This window comes from Luteimonas panaciterrae, assembly GCF_020511115.1.
Classification (GTDB): Bacteria; Pseudomonadota; Gammaproteobacteria; order Xanthomonadales; family Xanthomonadaceae; genus Luteimonas; species Luteimonas panaciterrae.
On sequence record NZ_JAJAVH010000008.1, the window covers coordinates 237,059 to 254,475 of the forward strand.

12 protein-coding genes are annotated in these 17,417 nt (G+C 61.4%); 7 read left to right on the forward strand and 5 right to left on the reverse strand.

All coding sequences use genetic code 11. The annotated features are described in order from the left end of the window. Positions 1-180: 180 nt before the first annotated feature. Positions 181-2,463, reverse strand: a complete 2,283-nt coding sequence (locus tag LG367_RS11980) for a hypothetical protein (RefSeq protein ID WP_226469483.1) — start codon at positions 2,461-2,463, stop codon at positions 181-183. 485 nt (positions 2,464-2,948) lie between these two features. Here LG367_RS11980 and LG367_RS11985 point away from each other — a divergent pair, with 485 nt between their 5' ends. Genes LG367_RS11985 through LG367_RS12000 form a run of 4 tightly spaced genes read left to right on the forward strand, consistent with a single transcriptional unit; the run spans position 2,949 to position 7,660 of the window. Further along, on the forward strand, positions 2,949-3,542 hold the full coding sequence (locus LG367_RS11985) for an RNA polymerase sigma factor (protein ID WP_226469484.1): 594 nt from the start codon (positions 2,949-2,951) through the stop codon (positions 3,540-3,542). A 23-nt stretch (positions 3,543-3,565) separates the two neighbouring features. Beyond that, complete coding sequence (locus tag LG367_RS11990) at positions 3,566-4,255, forward strand: zf-HC2 domain-containing protein (RefSeq protein ID WP_226469485.1); 690 nt, start codon at positions 3,566-3,568, stop codon at positions 4,253-4,255. Then, positions 4,252-5,121 (forward strand): choice-of-anchor P family protein, encoded by an 870-nt coding sequence (locus LG367_RS11995; protein WP_226469486.1) that lies wholly within the window; start codon positions 4,252-4,254, stop codon positions 5,119-5,121. The genes LG367_RS11990 and LG367_RS11995 overlap by 4 nt, the downstream gene beginning before the upstream one ends. Beyond that, the gene (locus tag LG367_RS12000) at positions 5,090-7,660 is read left to right on the forward strand and encodes a CHAT domain-containing protein (RefSeq protein WP_226469487.1); all 2,571 of its coding nucleotides are present in this window, start codon (positions 5,090-5,092) and stop codon (positions 7,658-7,660) included. Before LG367_RS11995 ends, LG367_RS12000 begins: the two co-directional genes overlap by 32 nt. Before the next feature lie 38 nt (positions 7,661-7,698). Here the strand turns inward: LG367_RS12000 and LG367_RS12005 are convergent, their stop codons facing one another. After that, positions 7,699-8,139: an MliC family protein gene (locus tag LG367_RS12005; RefSeq protein ID WP_226469488.1), complete on the reverse strand. Its 441-nt coding sequence runs from the start codon at positions 8,137-8,139 to the stop codon at positions 7,699-7,701. Between the two features lie 383 nt (positions 8,140-8,522). Here LG367_RS12005 and LG367_RS12010 point away from each other — a divergent pair, with 383 nt between their 5' ends. Both LG367_RS12010 and LG367_RS12015 read left to right on the forward strand, forming a co-directional pair. Then, positions 8,523-9,497 carry a right-handed parallel beta-helix repeat-containing protein gene (locus LG367_RS12010; RefSeq protein WP_226469489.1) on the forward strand — a complete coding sequence of 325 codons (975 nt, stop codon included), beginning with the start codon at positions 8,523-8,525 and terminating at the stop codon, positions 9,495-9,497. A gap of 743 nt (positions 9,498-10,240) precedes the next feature. After that, complete coding sequence (locus LG367_RS12015) at positions 10,241-11,686, forward strand: hypothetical protein (RefSeq protein ID WP_226469490.1); 1,446 nt, start codon at positions 10,241-10,243, stop codon at positions 11,684-11,686. 384 nt (positions 11,687-12,070) lie between these two features. Here LG367_RS12015 and LG367_RS12020 read toward each other — a convergent pair whose 3' ends face one another. Further along, positions 12,071-12,889, reverse strand: coding sequence for an SEL1-like repeat protein (locus LG367_RS12020; protein WP_226469491.1), 819 nt, complete (start codon positions 12,887-12,889; stop codon positions 12,071-12,073). Positions 12,890-13,173: 284 nt separating this feature from the next. Here LG367_RS12020 and LG367_RS12025 point away from each other — a divergent pair, with 284 nt between their 5' ends. Beyond that, positions 13,174-13,632, forward strand: a complete 459-nt coding sequence (locus LG367_RS12025) for a hypothetical protein (protein WP_226469492.1) — start codon at positions 13,174-13,176, stop codon at positions 13,630-13,632. Between the two features lie 19 nt (positions 13,633-13,651). On the opposite strand, the gene LG367_RS12030 is transcribed toward LG367_RS12025, so the two are convergent. Together LG367_RS12030 and LG367_RS12035 are read right to left on the reverse strand one after the other, a co-directional pair. Then, on the reverse strand, positions 13,652-13,966 hold the full coding sequence (locus LG367_RS12030) for a hypothetical protein (protein ID WP_226469493.1): 315 nt from the start codon (positions 13,964-13,966) through the stop codon (positions 13,652-13,654). A gap of 895 nt (positions 13,967-14,861) precedes the next feature. Then, positions 14,862-17,168 carry a GH92 family glycosyl hydrolase gene (locus LG367_RS12035; RefSeq protein WP_425490960.1) on the reverse strand — a complete coding sequence of 769 codons (2,307 nt, stop codon included), beginning with the start codon at positions 17,166-17,168 and terminating at the stop codon, positions 14,862-14,864. Positions 17,169-17,417 lie beyond the last annotated feature (249 nt).

A 17,417-nucleotide genomic window follows, 5' to 3' on the forward strand; every position in this document is an offset into this window, starting at 1 on the left:
GCATCGCCATTGGTGTCATCGCTTCAAAAAATCACTGCACAAACCCTTCCCGGGTTTGTGCAGTGATCGCGGGTCCAGGCCAACCCCCGGACTCGCTTCCATCGGATCGAGCACGCGTGCGCCTGATCCATGTGCACGTCTTCCCTGACGCGCGGCAACGCCGGTTCCTTCCGCGTTGCCTCAGTCGATCGCCAGGGCGAAGGCTGCCGTTTCCTGAGCATGTGGGTAGTTCATGTTCGAGCCGTCGGTGGTCTTGGCGTAGGTCGTCAGCGTGACGGCGAACGAGCAACGCGGCAGGACCGTCGGTGGATTGGGCGCATCGAGCCGGGTCAGCATGTGCTCGAATGTGTTGCTGCCGCTGTTGACCGGAAACGCCGGCGGCTTGCCGACATTGTTCGGACTGAGCGGCGTCGGCAGCGTGCCGATACCGCCGTTGGCGGCCGAGGCGTTCAAGCCGCGCAGCCAACCGATGCCGTGACCGTACTGGAAGCGCTGATCCGGCACATAGGCGCGGTACTCGATCGCGAACGTGGAATTGTCCGGTCCGTGCAGGAACTGGCACTCCTCATCCGATGCATCGCTGTCCATCACCAGTCGCGTGATGTCGGCCACCGGCGCGCGGTTGTCCCAGCAGAACAGGTGTGTCAACGCCGCGTACGGCACTTCAACGGTGTCGTCGCCCATGCTGCCGCCGGGCTGGAACCAGCGACGGTATTTGAAGGGCTTGGCCACCTCCGTCCCTGACTGACCGGAAGCCGGCGTCCCAAGCGGACGCAAACGTTGTCCGGCCGCGTCGAACAGCTCGAGCGTGATCAGATGATTGGCGGCGGGGCTGGCGAGATCGGCAGCCACGGGTACGTTCAAGTCCGCCTGCAGTGTGTTGACCCGCGCGTGGTAACGCACCGTGCCGGTCCAGGGTTCGTCGCTGTAGGGGATGCGATACAGATTCGCCTCTCCACCAACCGTGTTGGGCCCCAGGGATTCGGGAACGATGTCGGCACCAACGATCTTCTGCCAGGCCAACCCATCGCCCTGATAGTGGCGTGTTCCGATCGGATTTCCGTCTTCATCGGCACGACAGATGCTGATGCGGTAGTAGTGCGCACCGATCGATGGATCGCGCAATCCGAGGCTGAAGTTGAAGGTCAGCTCGACGGCACCGCCCAGATTGCGCAAATGACCGCTCGCGCTGGGATTCGGGAACAGCAGGCCCGAGGTCGCATCCGGAGCGGCGACGCGATCCCAACCCGTGGAATTCGGCGTCGTCAGCTCGTGGCTTTCGGTATCGCCGATCAGATCGAGGAAGACATACGCATCGCCATCACCGGTGCCCGTCTCGTTGCACGAGAAGGCATTGCCGTTGTACGTGGTGAGCACCGGCGTTTCACCGGCGGAGAACCAGGCGCCGGCGGTCAGACCGTTGTAGATGGTCGTGGTCGTGTTGCCGATCGTCTGCTTCACCACATAGGCGTACTGCTCGTAGCAGTTGACCAGCAACAGGCGCCACGGCTCAAGCCAGCAGATATTGAAGGTGCCATCCGGTTGGATCGTGCCGGTGGCGACCTTGCTGGCCTGGCCGCAGCTGCACAAACGGTGCAGCAGATAGGCGCGGCTCTGGATGTATTGCGCGATCTGATCGGACGGCAGCGTGCGCAGCATCTGCAGATCGTTGGTCGCATTGATCGCCAGCTCGTTCATCGCTCCGCCCTTGAAGAACGGCGTGCGCAGCGGATCGCCGACCGGCGGCGGAGGCGGCGGCGGGAAGCCGGGCTTGGGCTTCGGGAACTTCGGCAGACGCTCGACGTAGATCTCCAGATCGCGGATCAGATCCGGAATTCGCGGATCGTCGATGACGATCGGCCAGCAGCAACAGGTGCGGCGATAAACCTCGACGGTGCCGAGGCAGACCGGATAGCAGCGATACGGCCAGTAGATCAGGTCATTGAGCGAGGGCGAGAGCCGCTCGATCGACGAGCTGACCGAGACATCGCGCGACACGATGGCATTGGTCAGCACATTCTTCCGCGCCAGCACCGTGCTCGCCTTCGAGATGATGCTGTCGAACCACCACGGACGGCGCCGGCACACGCGCACGCTGCCGCTGACGCAGGTCCAGTGGAAATGGAAACGCGACCAGATGCTTTCGGCCAGCGCGAGCCTGCCGTTCTTGATCTGCGAGAGGAACTCCTCGGCGCGGTAGCCGATGGAAGCATCGGCGCGAACGCTGCCCTTCTCGTCGGGCGCACCGATCACCACGCGATGGGCGCGCTTGAGCACGTCCGCCGAAAGGGCGAAATTGCCGTCGTCGCCGACTTCTTGCGAATACAGCGCGGTGTTCTTGCGATCGAGCGCCTGCACGAGAATCTTCGGTCGCTCGCTTCCCGCCGCGAAGCCGACCAGTTCCAGTTTGTACGAATCTTGCTTCCTGCCTGCCGCTTCCTGGCCGGGACCACTCTTGCTCATGACTTTCTCCTTGAGTTGGTTGCGGCCCCACGCCGGAGTGCGACGTCGCCGCGTGACACCTAGCTGATGTGTTGCGTTGCGAGGAATTGCGTGACGCAGCATCCCGGCGCATGTCCGCCATCCGGATTCCCGACGCGATCGCGACCGGGCTACGGGTTGCTTGCCTCTGTGTAGTGATGTCCGGGGGCGAAACGTTTCTCGCCGGAACCGATCTCGTGCACGAGTCGGGGAATGCCGGCGCGGGCAACCCGGGAGAGGAAGGCAGGCCAAGCCGCCGCCGGGCCGGATCGGCGGACAGGAGCTGGAATGGAGCCGGTTCCAGCTGAAACGTTTGGCCCTCGAAGGTCACTACATAAGGACGGGAGGGGGACGCCCGTAGCAAATCCACAAGGCCGGCGCGTTCGGCCAAGACGCAGACGTCAGTTAGGGATGGACTCGTGGCTATACTCGTTCTACCTCTGCAGCATCCGGGACGGGGAGACCCCATGCAGCACTCGGGGCGTGACCTCCACCGCTTCGACGGCAGCTACGTGCAGCGCCTGCGCGGCGGCGACTCCGAGACCGAGCGACATTTCGTCGGCTACTTCAAGGATCTGCTGCGAATCAAACTGCGTTCGCGGCTGCGCTCGCGCCAGCTGGTCGAGGACGCCTGCCAGGAAACCTTCCTGCGCGTCTTCAAGACCCTGCGCTCCGGCGAGGAAATCCATTACCCGGAGCGCCTGGGCGCCTACGTCAACACCGTATGCGATCACGTCCTGCTGGAGTTGTACCGCTCCGAGAGGCGCCACCCGACGATGTCCGATGCCGCAATGCCGGAAATCGAGGACGACGCGCCAGTGGTCGAGGAGCGGCTGCTGGCCGTCGAACGGCGGGCGCTGGTGCGGCGCGTGATCGATGACCTCCCCGACCTCGACCGGCGCCTGATGCGGGCGCTCTTCGTCGAGGAGCGCGACAAGGACGAAGTCTGCAAGGAGTTCAAAGTGGACCGGAGCTACCTGCGCGTGCTGCTGCATCGCGCCAAGCTCCGCTTTCGGACCCTCTACCTGGCGCGGACAGAACCCGCCAGCCCTCGCGGATGAGCAAGATGGATCACGCCACAGCAATGCGAAAAGCGATCGCCGAAAGCTACGTCCTGGGCGAGCTGAGCGAGGAAGAGCGCGCCGAGTTCGAGGAGCACTTCTTCACCTGCCCGGAGTGCGCCGAGGACATCAAGGCGCTCAGCCTCTTTCTCGACGACACCAAGGCTGTCCTCGGCAAGCAGTCCATGCGCCGCCGCCTGGCGAGCGCGACGCGGCGCCTGCGGCAAGGACCGTGGCAGTCGCGGTGGCGGCTGCTGCCGGCACTCGCGGCGGCCGCCACGGTCGTGCTGTCGCTCGGCACGGTGATCTACCAGTCGGCCGTGACCATTCCGCAGCTGCGCGACGAACTCGCGCACAGCCAGAATCTGCAGACCACGAGCTGGCACTTCCTGTCCGTCGCCCGCAGCGATCCGGCGGAGATTCGCGTGGGCCCGCAACAGAACATGATCGGTCTCACGCTGAGCCGCAGCGGCTACGAGTCTTCCGCGCGCTACCGGATCGACGTGCGCGATGCCAAGGGCACGCAAGTTCTCTCTTCTGTCGTTCCGGCGCCCACCACTGGCGATGAGCTGCAATTGTTGCTGCCCGTGTCGGGTCTGGCCTCCGGCCGGTACGCAGTCGAACTGTCGGGCTTCGACACACCCGATGCGCAAACCGTTGCATCCGAACGCACCCGATACCTTTTCGTCCTGATACGCGAGGAAATGAAATGAGCCACGAAAAAGATGAGCGCAGATTCTGGTTCCGCGGCAGCACGATGGCCGTCGGCGGCCGGATCACAGGCCCCATATGCGAAAGCATCGACCCGCAAGGCGCCTGCGTCCTGCCTCCCGGAGGCGGTTACGCTTCGGCATCCATCGAAAATTTCAATTTCAGGAACATCGTTCGCTTCGAGCGCGTGACCAGCACGCTGTCCGGTCAAAAGGTGCGTCATCCCGATGGGCTGGCCGGTGAAACCCTGGTCACGACCGCCATCGAAGGGCTGAACATCCTCGACGTGATCACGGCCGACCGTGTCGTTGCCCGCATCACGTCCCAACACTTGGAAAACGAGCGCGAGTCCGAGATCCTTCCCTTCGGCAGCCAGTTCGAAAACCTGCGTATCGGTGGGATACCGATCGAGCTCGAATCCTATCCCGAACTCCTGCGCGGAGGCCGGTACAAGGAGATCACAGGCTCGTCCCGCACCGACAGCTTTCCTTTCATCGATGCGAACGGCAACCCGATCAAGACAGAGGAGCCGCAGACGAAGCCCGCCGCCAGGTCGCAAACGAAACAGGAGATCGCCGCCGGTGCGCGACCGGAAGAAGAGGCAAAGGAATCCCGTTTCCCATCCGATCGGACACTCCTGGCGCCACTGTTTCGTCTGGACAAGAAGAAAGGCGTCATCCCGGTCGGCGCCAGAACGAAGGGGCAACACGGCATCTTCGTGCCCGGCTTCGGCATCGTCTACCTCGGCGAATACCTCATCACACGTGACTCGCGTCAACTGACCATGCTGCGCGTCGAACTCGGCTGCCCGATCTCTGGCAGTATCGTATGCGCAAATGCCATCGGCAACGGCCACTGGGATCCATGACACCGCGAACAAACTGTTTGCGCTGCTCGCGCTTTTCGTTGCCTCGTGCGGCGCCGACAAGATTCCCCTCGACAAGCTCTACGGCGATGGTTACCGCGAATTCGAATCCGGCAACCTGAGCGCGGCGAAAACGCTTGCCGAAGACGGATTGCGGCAAGCGCAAGAGACGCACCAGCCAGGATGGACTTGGGCCTTCGAAGTATTGGACGCGGAGGTCCTGGTCGGCCAGCGCCAGATCACGGCGGCGCTGGGCCGGCTCGATGCCGGCCTGTCCGCGGATCGGCCGCGCGACGTCGTGCTGGCGCGCGCGCTGATGACCCGTGGCTACGCGCGCTGCCACGCGCCCGATGGCGACAATGCCCCGACCCGCGCGCGAACCGATCTGGAAATGGCGGAGCGCATCGCCGAAGACCTGGGTAATACCAGGCTCGTCGCCGAGGTGACGCTGCGCCGCGGCACCTGCGCCGCGCTACAGGCCGATCTCGTCACCGCGGAAGCATTCTTCCGCACGACGATGGAAACGGCGGAGCGGCAAGGATTCCGCCTGATCGAAGCAAAGGCGGCAGGAAATCTCGGCAACCTCCGCATCAACGCATCCGAATACGACGATGCGGTCCGTTGGCTTCGCCGCTCCGAAAAACTGGCATCCGGCCTCACCGCCGGCGGGCTCCGCGCCAGGAATCTGGGCAGGCTCGGCTGGTGCTATTACCGGCTCGGCGACTACGAGCGCGCCATCCAGGTGTTGTCGGAAGCCGAAACGCTCACGCAAAAACTCGGCTACGAAGGCGATCGCATGGTCGTCCTGGAAAATCTCGGGCAGACATTGCAGCGCCAGGGCGACTACGCGCGCGCCAGCCGCAGCTATGCCCGCGCCGCCACCATCGCGCGGGAACTCGAGGACCAGAACGAAGCCGCGGAAACCCTGGCCGACATCCAGACCACGCGCGCCGCCCTCGCGCTCGAACGCGGAAACTACGACGAAGCGGCCTCCCGCGCCGAGGAAGCGCTGCGCATCCAGACCGAGCATCGGTTCTTCACCGGGCGACGTCCGACGACGTTGTTGCTGGGCGAAATCCGCGAACGGACGTTGCTGCTGCTCGGCGAGATCCGCGAGCGGCGCGGTGAATCGTCGCGCGCGGCGGCGCTCTACAACGAAGTCATCGGCCTGCCGAACGTCAAACCGGACATGGTGTGGGAAGCGCACGCCGCCCTGGCCCGCCTGTACGCCCGCGACCACCGGCCGGCCGAAGCCGAGGCCGAATACCGAAAGGCGTTCGCGCTGATGGAAACCTCCCTCGCGCGGTTGCTGGAGGTGGAGCATCAACTCCCGTTCTTCTCCAACCTGGATCGCTTCTACGACGACTACGTGGATTTTCTCGTCGGCCAGGGACGCACCGACGAGGCGTTGCGAGTCGCCGACGAGAGCCGCGCGCGATTGCTGCATGAGCGATTGCAGGGAACCGGTTCCGTTCCAGGGCATCAGATCGATTACCCACGACTGGCTCGGGATTCCAAAGCGCTGCTGCTCTTCTACTCGACCGGCATCGAGAAATCCTTCTTGTGGGCCATTACCGCCGATGGCATCCAGCTGATCCCGCTGCCAGGCGAGAAAACCCTGAGCGCGCTCGTCTCGACCTATCAGCAGCGAATCCTCAACTCCCGCGATCCCCTGGCCGAAGCCGCTCCCGAGGGCGCGGAGTTGTATCGACTGCTGGTACAGCCCATGGCGGCGGCGATGACGTCGGCGGAACGGGTGATCGTCGTCTCCGACGGCCCGCTCAATCCGCTCAATTTCGACACCCTGATCGTTCCCGGCCCTCATCCCCACTACCTGATCGAGGACGCTGCATTGGCGAGAACCCCATCATTGCGGCTGCTGCAAATCGAAAACGGATCGTCGCCCGCGCACGAACGCTCCCTGCTCGTCTTCGGCGATCCGGTGCCCCCGGACCCGGAATTCCCCGTGCTGCCGTTCGCCGGCAAGGAAGTCGCATCGATTTCCGGATTGTTCAAATCCGGCAACCGCCTCGTCTACTCCGGACAGCAAGCAACGCCGACCGCGTATCGCGACGCCGATCCGAAGCGATTCACCTATCTCCATCTCGCCGCCCACGCGCAGGCGAACTCCGTGGTGCCTCTCGATTCGGCCGTAGTCCTGTCCGCCGACGCCAGCGCGTACAAACTCTATGCCCGCGACGTCATCACCGTTCCGCTCCGCGCCGAACTCGTCACCCTCTCCACTTGCCGCAGCGCCGGCACACGGACTTTCTCCGGCGAAGGATTGGTGGGCTTGTCCTGGGCCTTCCTGAGCGCCGGCGCGAAACGTGTCGTCGGCGGGCTGTGGCCGGTCGAGGACGCCTCCACCGCCGAACTGATGACGCATCTCTATCGCCAACTGGCGGCGGGCGTGGAGCCCATCGCCGCGTTGCGCCTGGCCAAACTGGAACTGCTGCATTCCGACACCGCGTACCGCAAGCCGTACTACTGGGCGCCGTTCGTCATCTACACCTCTCGCCTCGCACCCGCTTCGCGATCGTGATTCGCGCCTGCTGGCAGGCGTCCTTGCCCGACGGCCTTCTAACCGCTGGTCGGGGATTGCGTGCAGGTATGGGATTTCCCGGCGACTTGCAGCTGGACAAGATTGCCGTTGCGATACAGCGACAACTCCTCGCCGAGATAGGCATCGCCGCCGCCACCGGATGCGGACTCGGCACGCGGCAACATCGTCGAGCCCGAGGGCAGCTTCACCAGGGCGCCGGATTTGTCGTAGGTGACGGTCAGGCCGCTACCATCGTCGCAGGCGTACACGACCATGCTCCCAGGCGGCGCGTCAGACGCGGGAGCAGCCGGCACGGGGGCCACCGGCGCGGGCGCTGCCGGTTCGGCGGCGGGCAACGATGCCGACGCGTCTTCCGCGGGTTGCGCGGCTTCGGACTTCTCCGGAGGTTTGGACGGGCTGCAAGCCACCATCATCGCCGCCAGCATCAGCCCGGTCGTCACTGTGATTCCCTGGCGCATCCCCATTCTCCAACCCTGGCGTTGATCGCAATCATATATTGACCGCGCGAGCTTAGTCGCCGGGGTAGTCGACATCGAGATTATGTAAGGCGCGCTGACCAGCAATCACCACTAACCACGACGGCCTGCTGACAGTTTTTGGCAGGTTTTTCCGTCTATAAAACAGCGAGCGCGCATCGCAATCAAACGTGCTAAAAGAGCCGCCTGGGGACCGATTCGAACACACGACTGATCAGCCTGTTGGCCGGCCCCAGCGGGGAGTGTGCGTCATTTGGTAGCGAGCGCAGCTTGGATGGTCTCAAACAGGGGATTGCGTCCGGCGGATGGCATATCGATACGGAAGCAAATCCAATCACCCATTGATGTCTTTAGGGGACAATGTCATGAGTCGCAATAAAACAGCATTCCGCATTTCACTGATCATGTCGTTATTACTCCTGCTCGCGAGCGGGAGCGTTTTTGCCCAGGCAACACGCACCTGGGTGTCGGGCGTGGGCGATGACGCTAATCCCTGCAGCCGCACCGCCCCCTGCAAGACATGGGCCGGCGCGATTTCCAAGACAGCCGCGGGCGGCATCATCAACTGCATCGATCCGGGCGGCTTCGGCACCGTGACGATCACGAAATCCATCACCATCTCATGCAAGCACGTCGAAGGGTCGGCCCTGGCATCCAGCACCACGGGCGTCATCGTGAACGGAGCGAATATCGATGTCGTGCTTCGCGGCCTGGATATCGACGGCAGCCCGCCCACCTCGCCCGGCCTCAACGGAATCCGCTTCCTTCAAGGCACATCGCTGATCGTCGACGATTGCATCATCCGCGACTTCAACGGAGCGGCGCCGAATGGCAGCGGCATTCTCGTCAACAACACGTCTCTGACCGTTGAACTTCATGTCATCAACTCGACCATCACCGGCAATGGCAACGCCACAAGCGGAGCCGGAATCAACATCGCTCCCACAGGCACGGGCGGCGCAAGGGTCTACGTCACCAACTCCACGCTCTTGAACAACACGATCGGCCTGCGCACCAGCACGGCCGCGACGACCGGTGCCATCGGCATCACCGTGACGGATACGTCCGCGACAGGCTCGCCTCTCCACGGCATCGTCGCGGAAGGGACCAGCGGCGCCATCCGCATGATGTTGAATGGGTTGACGTCGGCCAACAATCTCGGCGACGGCGTGCAGGCGACGGGCGGCAACGCCATCGTCAGAATCGGCAGCTCGACCGTGACGGGCAACGCCGGGACCGGCCTCATTGCGTCCGGCGGCGCGCAGTTGTTCACCTATGGGAACAATCAGGTCAATGGCAATACGACGGATGGGTCGGGGAGTGCTGTTGCTTTGAGATAACAGCTGAGCCCAGCTAGTCATTGCCAACAGCGCATCATCATACGTGACCGTTCTTCAATTCTTCATTGCCCGTCGCCTAAGTGGCGGCGGGTTGATGGACCGATCAAAATCCTCCTTTTGCAAAATATAGTCTGGTTGACGGTTCTGGAGCATGCCCAAAATCCACGCTACGCCCGCCTCTGGATCTGGTCGTAGTTAGGTCGGAAAGGGAGGGGCGAAAGCATAGAGATCAGGGACAAACGACTCAAAGAGATTTGGAAGCGAGCGAATCCGCCCGTCATCTTTCGGCGCGGCTCTTCAATCTCGCTCCTGGTGCATTTGCCATATGCATCTCCTATCTACACGTGACTCAGAGACAACAAGCGCTACAAGTCAAAATGGAACGGCCGCTACAAATGCTGGGAAACCCCAGCCGCTTGGTATGACTGGCTTGCTCATCGTCTTTTACATCGCTATTTCGCTATTTATCTAATCCATGTCTACCAAGAGCAGCAAAAAATGTACTCCTACTTGCTGGAACGCTAAGGACTTGCACTGCGATTGCTCATGCATGGGAGAGCATCATAGCAGCGGTTATCTCAGAGGCAATTGGAGAGAAGTTGCCGAAACTTTTGCATTTGAGTGGGGCCACGCAAGTATGCCTGCAGGCTGCTGGCGCCGACAGGCAACGGGTGGCCCGCCTAATAATCCATTCAATCCGGAGTCGCTTCGCGACTCGGCTTAGAGCCTACCGAGAAGATTCGATGGCAATCTTACTATCAATGTTTTTGGGAATTGACTCGCGCATACTCGAAGCCCGCGATGTCTTCGATCCAGTTCTCGACATTGATACAAGACTGTTCTTAGATCCACATCTTCTCAAGCATTGCGAGACACCAGAATTCGTCGGAGCATATGAGCACTTAAAGGAGCACTTCGGCAACATTGCTAGGCTTTTGTTGGCTAGTGACGTTGAAAAAGACATCTTTTGGAAACGCGCCGATCGACTGATGAACTGGCCAGAAGTGAAGGGGCTCTGCATCGGATTTTCTAAAGAGAGCACAGATGGCAGTGGAATAGGTCCGGAACTTAGAGAACAGTTACTTCGCACAGCCAAGCAAATCCTCAGCAAAGGGGTTGAGGATCATGAGATCTTCGAGCTAGTCGGAATGTTTCAAGAAAGATTCGGTCCAGACAGAATCAGCGATATGACAGCCAATGTCATTCGACACGAACTTAATCTCTTCACTACTCGCATCTTTGAAGAGATCGAAACTGAAAGTACCGTCGAACTTCCTCGCAGTGATGAAGGACTTCCATTAAATCCCGTTAATGGAGCACCGCTATTGCTCGTGCCCAGAAGCCTCCTCAGAGACATACCGGTCGCCCTTGACTGGTCTTCCAGGGATCTTGTAGCAGAGCAAAATGAAGAGCTCCGTGAGACTATCAACAGGATCGCCGGCGAATCGTGGAAACAAGTAGTCCAAGCATTCACAAAAGAACAACTAAAAGGGTTCGCTCTTAACAACCCAGAACTGATCCGTAACGCCGTCGAGATCTATCGTGCAAAGCCTGTTCAAAAATATGATTTTAATGAGGATCGCTCTGGCGAGGCATCTTGGTTGCCAACGGCACAGGTTGCGGTGAGGGAAAACCCTCTTCAACTAGTACTCCAAGACAACCCAACCATAGACCAAGTATTCGATCTGATCAGAACTATCTGCGTAAAATTTAAATCTCTTATTGAGGATAATGGCCTTTCTCGTCTTCTGTACGATTCGGACGGCCATCCAAAGCATGAGAGCGCATCGCAGCTGCTATTCTATGGAGTAGCTGAATCATACTGCCATGCGAATAAACTTATGATTGCCAGAGAATCCAACGGCGGAAGGGGGCCTGTAGATTTCAAGTTCGGCACAAACATGCAAAACAGCGTATTAGTCGAGATAAAAAAATCCACGAATACATCTGGCCTAAAAAAAGGAATCGAATCGCAACTCCCAATTTACATGAATGCAGAGGGTTCAAGGAGAGCAATTTATTTGGTCATTGACGTCGGATACACAAAGGCGGCGATCTCCAATTTAAACGAGATAAATTCCGCGATAAACGGCACCGCCATCAGCATCATCCATATCAGCGCCGCGCTCCAAGCAAGCGCGAGCAATTATCAAACTCGCCCTAGCGAACCCGCGTCGCGTTCGGCTTAACTTAGCCGTCCTAGCAAGCGAGCAGGGCCAACATGCGTTTAACTCACCTTGTGGGCGGAACCATAAGTTGGCCGCTCATAGAAAGCATAAGTTGGCCGGCCTGCTGGCGACCGCTTGAATCGGCCCAGCGTCCGCTTCCGGCCAGAAAAAGCGCCAGGATGGGGCCTGTCCTAGCGCGCACGGTCGGGCACGTCCCTCCCAGGATCGATAGATCAGATGTTGGCCCATAGCAGGAATACACCGCGGAATCGCATCCTGCCGGAAGCGAGGCGGTCATATGCCTCTATGGCCTGCCCAAGGTCGAACGTTTCAACCAAAGGCTTGACCTTACCCTGGCTGCGACGACATCCCCCCGGTTTGCATCCGGTTGCCGCGTCGGCGTCGTCAGTCGGACGGCGGATTTTCCGTGGCAGTGCGGAACATGCGCACGAGCGTGCGTCGCAGCTTCTGCCGCTGCTCGAACTGGGCGCTCATGCCCGGGTCTGCCACGGCGTCGCAGGTCCCGGGGAACGGGCTCCGCTCCAGCTCCTCCACGCAGCGGGCTGGCCAGCTCGCCGATGCCGCGATCGCTTGGCGGTATCTATCGCGCGCTTTGGTGCACAGCGCCGGCATGTCGTCGGTGCAGCCCATCGCATCGGCCAGATAGGCGATATAGTCGCGCTGCCATGCCGTCTCCGAAAGGCCCATGTCATCGGCGGCGGGGAGGCTTTCGGCCAGGATCTCGCAGCCATTTCCATCGATGAACGGTTCGGTATTGTGCAGGAAGCAGGAACGTGACAGGGGCCGGAACGCCAGATCGATCTGCGGCTCCGCTGTCAGACCATTGCGATAGATGATGCCCAGATATTTGCAGGCATAGGGGCCTATCCCGGCATCATCGGAGTCGCAGACCCGGGTCATTCGATCCTTCGCGAGGCCGTAGTCCCGACGGGCGGGATCGAGGAAATAGATTTTGCCGGCCTCGTAACAGCCGCCCATCTGAAAACCGGCCGCGCAGGAGCGTTCATAATTCGCCAGGGCAGCGGCAGCATCGTTCCGCTTTTCGGCCGCGACGCCGACGCTCCAGCAACTGTCGACGTTGCCATCCTTGACGCAGGCTGGCGGGGATGGTTCTTGCGCCGCAGGCTGCGCGTGGATGGCTCCGCTGCTGGAAGCGATCACCTCAGCTATCACCATCACCAAAGCAGGCAGTAACGATCTCATTTTTCTCTCGGATGGTGGCACGGTTTGATCGCCCGCCACCGGAATTATGCCTTGTGGTCGCTTTATACAGGGGATGGTCTCGCCGAACCGAATCGCAAATCTCCCAGCGCTGCCGATCCTCGTATCGCCGATTTCAGGGAACAGGCCAACGGATCGAGAGGCGGCTGGCACATCTTCATCCCATGCAGAGATGGCGTAGAGTCGACGACTCGACACATCCAACGGCTCTTATAGAGGAGCCCGCTGCCGGAGTATCCGGCGGAATCAAAGAGGCTGAGGTAGCGATGGGACCGATCGAACAACTTCGAGATGCGATCGCGGCGAGCAAACTTGTGCTCGGTCCGCAGATCGGCGACGGTTTTGTCTTCGGTACGGCACGTCTTTCGGCAGCTGGCGCTCATGTCAATATCAACGTGGACCCTGAACTGGAAGACAGGTCGGGAATGGATGCCGGAGCGCTCGTCGCCGCCATCGAACGGATTCTTGAGGTGAGCCCCCAAGTCTGGCGGCGGATCATCGATGGCATCGCCGAAGAGATCGAGGGCGCTGTCGGCGGCGAAAAGGTCATCGAGACCACGGATCTGCGTGACGATTTGGCCGTTCGTTCAGTGGTCGTTTTCGCTGACGCCACTCTCCTATCCTTCACGGCCCCGATGCAGTTTCCTGACAGTTGGATCCGCGTGCAATTGGATGAGGACTTCGAGGTGGAGGATGTCTCCATCGATCCGAAAGACGAGGATTGAGACCATCTGGGGAGTCGGCTTAATGACTCCCGCGTTCGGTGTGTTCATCGTCCCACTCGGTCAGTGCGCGGCAGGCAGGCTCATAGTCGCCCGTTTGCTGCGCCTGTTTTTGTAGACGCGCAATCAAGGCACGTTCTTCGTCAACCGTCGGCATTTCACCTGGCGCCCATGCCTGACCGGCGGCCAGATTCCGTTTAACGCGGGCTTCGAACTCTGTTTGATCGCAGCCGGAGGTGAACAGTATCGATGCCAGCATGGGGAATGGCTGATATGCGGCATAGGCCAGCCCGACAAGCAGGCCAGCGAATAGATACAGCTTGAGCTTGCTGCCCATTGCCATGCTCCTCATCTTGCGTCAGAGGTACTCCATAAGGGGTTCGGGATCATATCTATGGTTCGGTTTCTTTGAGCAATGGCCACGCGACATCTCCAAGGGCGCCCTAACCTCACCGAGGAATTCCTGAATCAGGGTGGGCCTCAATTTCCAAGAGGATGATTGAGCTTTCCAGCAGCGCATCGCGGGCAGGGAGTCGCACCGCAGGTTAGGCGCTAGATCATCGCCATCCCATAGTTTCAAAGATAGGGCTTTGATGTTGCCCTTCGCGCACCCAATGCGAGAGATCCGCTCCCGCCTAATGGGGCTGGAGGTCAGCGAAGAGTTCAAGCGTGAGGCGATCGGGCTGACCCGTTTGCCGGGCGCCAACGTGGCCCATTGGCTGTCAACGGCCAAATTATGCTTGGTCCAACACACACCCTCGACATGAAGCGCTTGGTGGGCCCACCAGGACTCGAACCTGGAACCAAAGGATTCACGTGTCTCGAGGATTTCGCCTCGCGTGGACTATCTCATCACCCGCAGCATGCGCTGGTGGGGTGCGGGACGCTCTTGCCTGTTATTAAGGACACTGTAGTCCCCAGGTAGTCTCTGCACCTTCCGGCGTTGTAACGCCGGCTTGGCTCAGGATTGCCGCCGGCCGGACCGCTGCGGTTCCCCTGAATTCATCCCGTTTGCAACCGGCCCTTTCGATGCCGGTGTCACCTTGCGATGAGTCCTCTGCTCTAACCATTGAGCTATAGGCCCTTGGAAACATCCTAGCAAATCCCAGGCATGCATGGAGGTCGCCAAATGCATCGTTTTATGTGCGAACTGCCATGCCGAGTTGCATTTTCCTCAGCTCAGCATGGATATCGCTCTTTCCAAGACGAAACCTTCAAAGCGGCCACTTCGCTCATCGGGACGATGACATCGAATACGGCTGCCGCGACGGATGCGTGCCCCACTCGCGATCGGGCTGCGCCTGCATGGTGAAGCGCAGTTCGCCGCCGGCCATGAGTTCCTCGTGGCGCAGGAAGGCGCGGTCGAGGGGTTTGCCGTTCAAGGTGGCGGTGCCGATGTAGGGATGGCGGGCGTCGAGGCCGTCGGCGATCACGGTGAAGCGCTTGCCGTTGGGCAGGTTGAGCGTGGCGCGCGGCAGGAAGGGGCGGCCGATGATGTATTCGTTGCTGCCGGGGGCGACGGGATAGAAGCCGAGCGCGGTGAAGACGTACCAGGCCGACATCTGGCCGAGGTCGTCGTTGCCGGCGAGGCCGTCCGGGCGCGGAGCGTATTGCGAATCCATGATCTGCTGCAGGCGTGCCTGCGTGCGCCAGGGCTGGCCGGCGTAGGCGTAGAGGTAGGCGACATGGTGGCTGGGTTCGTTGCCGTGCGCGTACCAGCCGATCAGGCCGGTGATGTCTTCCATGTGTTCGAAGATCTTGGGATCGACCTTCGCGTCGAAGACCTGGTCGAGCTTGTCCAGCAGTTTGTCCGCGCCGCCATGCGCCTGCGCGAGGCCGGCGACGTCCTGCGGCACGTACCAGGAGTATTGCCAGGCATTGCCTTCGGTGTAGTCGGTGCCGTAGCCGCTGGCGGTGGCGTCGAAGGGTTCGCGGAAGCTGCCGTCGCGCTTGCGCGCGCGCATAAAGCCGGTCGCCGGGTCGAAGGCGTTGCGCCAGTTGCCGGCGCGCTTCGTGAATTCCTTCGCGATGTCGCCACGCCCCATCGTCTCGGCCATGCGGGCGATGGTCCAGTCGTCGAAGGCGTATTCGAGCGTCTTCGAGGCGGCTTCGCCTTCTTCGTCGATCGGCACGTAACCGAGTTCGCGGTATTGGCGGATGCCGTCGTATGGGCCGTAGTTGGCGCTCGCCACCATCGCATCGAGGGCTTCGCTGGTGTCGTAGCCGCGAATGCCTTTCATGTAGGCATCGGCGATCACCGGCACGGCGTGGTAGCCGATCATGCACCACGTTTCCAGACCGTGGAACGCCCAGACCGGCAGCACGCCGTAAGGGCTTTCGCGGCGTGAGGCGAGCAGCGAGTTGACGATGTCGTTGGTGCGCTGTTCGGGCTGCACGATGGTGAGCAGCGGATGCAGGGCGCGATACGTGTCCCACAGCGAGAACGTGGAGTAGTGCGTGTAGCCCTTGGCCTGATGCACGGCGTTGTCGGGGCCGCGGTAGCGGCCGTCGCTGTCCATGAACAGGCTCGGGCCCATGAAGCTGTGGTAGAGCGCGGTGTAGAAACTCTTGCGCATCGGCTCGGGCGCGTCGACGTCGATCGCGGACAAGGCCTGCGCCCATTGCGCTTTCGCCGCCGCGCGCACGCCGTCGAAATCCCAGCCCGGCACTTCGGCATCGAGGTTGGCGATGGCGCCTTCCTCGCTGACCGGCGAGATCGACACCTTCACCAGCAAGGGTTCGCGCAAGCCGTCGCCGAAATCGAAACTGCCGACCAGCTGACGGCCTTCGATCTGCGCGCGTTCGCTCGGCTCCTGTTCGCCCGGCGGCGGGAATCCCTTGTAGGGAATGTCCTGCTCGGTGTTGTGTAAGGCATGGCCGCGCAGCGGCTTGGAGAACCGCATCGCGAAGTACAGCTGCCGTCCCGGCGCCCAGCCGCGTGTTTCGCGGGAACCGGTCACCGTGCCGTCCGCGCGCAGGCGCAGACGCGACCAGGAGATCTTGCCGGGATAGTCGTACATCGAGGTGCGCAGGTCGATCAGCACGTGCGCGGGCTTGCCCTGCGGGAAACGGTAGCGGTGCACGCCGACGCGCGGGCTGGCGGTGAGTTCGGCGCGAACGCCGTAGTCGTCGAGCGTGACGGCGTAGTAGCCCGGTTCGGCGCGTTCGTCGTCGTGGCGGAAGCGCGAGGTGTAGCCGCTGCCTGGCTTGTCGGCGTCGCCACGTTCGAGCTTCACCTCGCCCGCGATCGGCATCAGCAGCACGTCGCCGAGATCGGAATGGCCGGTGCCGGAGAAATGCGTGTGCGAGAAGCCGACGATGGTGTGGTCGTCGTAGCGGTAGCCGGCCGCCCAGCCGTAGGCGTCCTTGCGCGGTTTGATCTGGGTGTCCGGGCTGAGCTGGATCATGCCGAAGGGCACGACGGCGCCGGGGAAGGTGTGGCCCTCGCCGCCGGTGCCGATGAAGGGGTCGACCGCGGCGACGGCCCGCGCGCCTGCCTCGGAGGCAGGTCCGGCCGCCGCCATCGCCATTCCCGTCATGAGCAAAGCGCTCATCGCCATCACTGTCCCGAACCCATGCTTGGCCATATTCTTCGCGTCATCTTTGGATCGTTCCAAAGGAAAACCCTAGCATGTGGCCGAATCGCCCGATGCTGCGCCGCAAAATGCCACGGGAACCGTTTACCGGCACCATGCGCTCGAATTTAGACCGATCTAAAAGAATGATCCCCCACCCGAAGCCGGCAGAATGCCCAATCGCCACCGCCCCGTTCGCGGCGCGTGGAATTG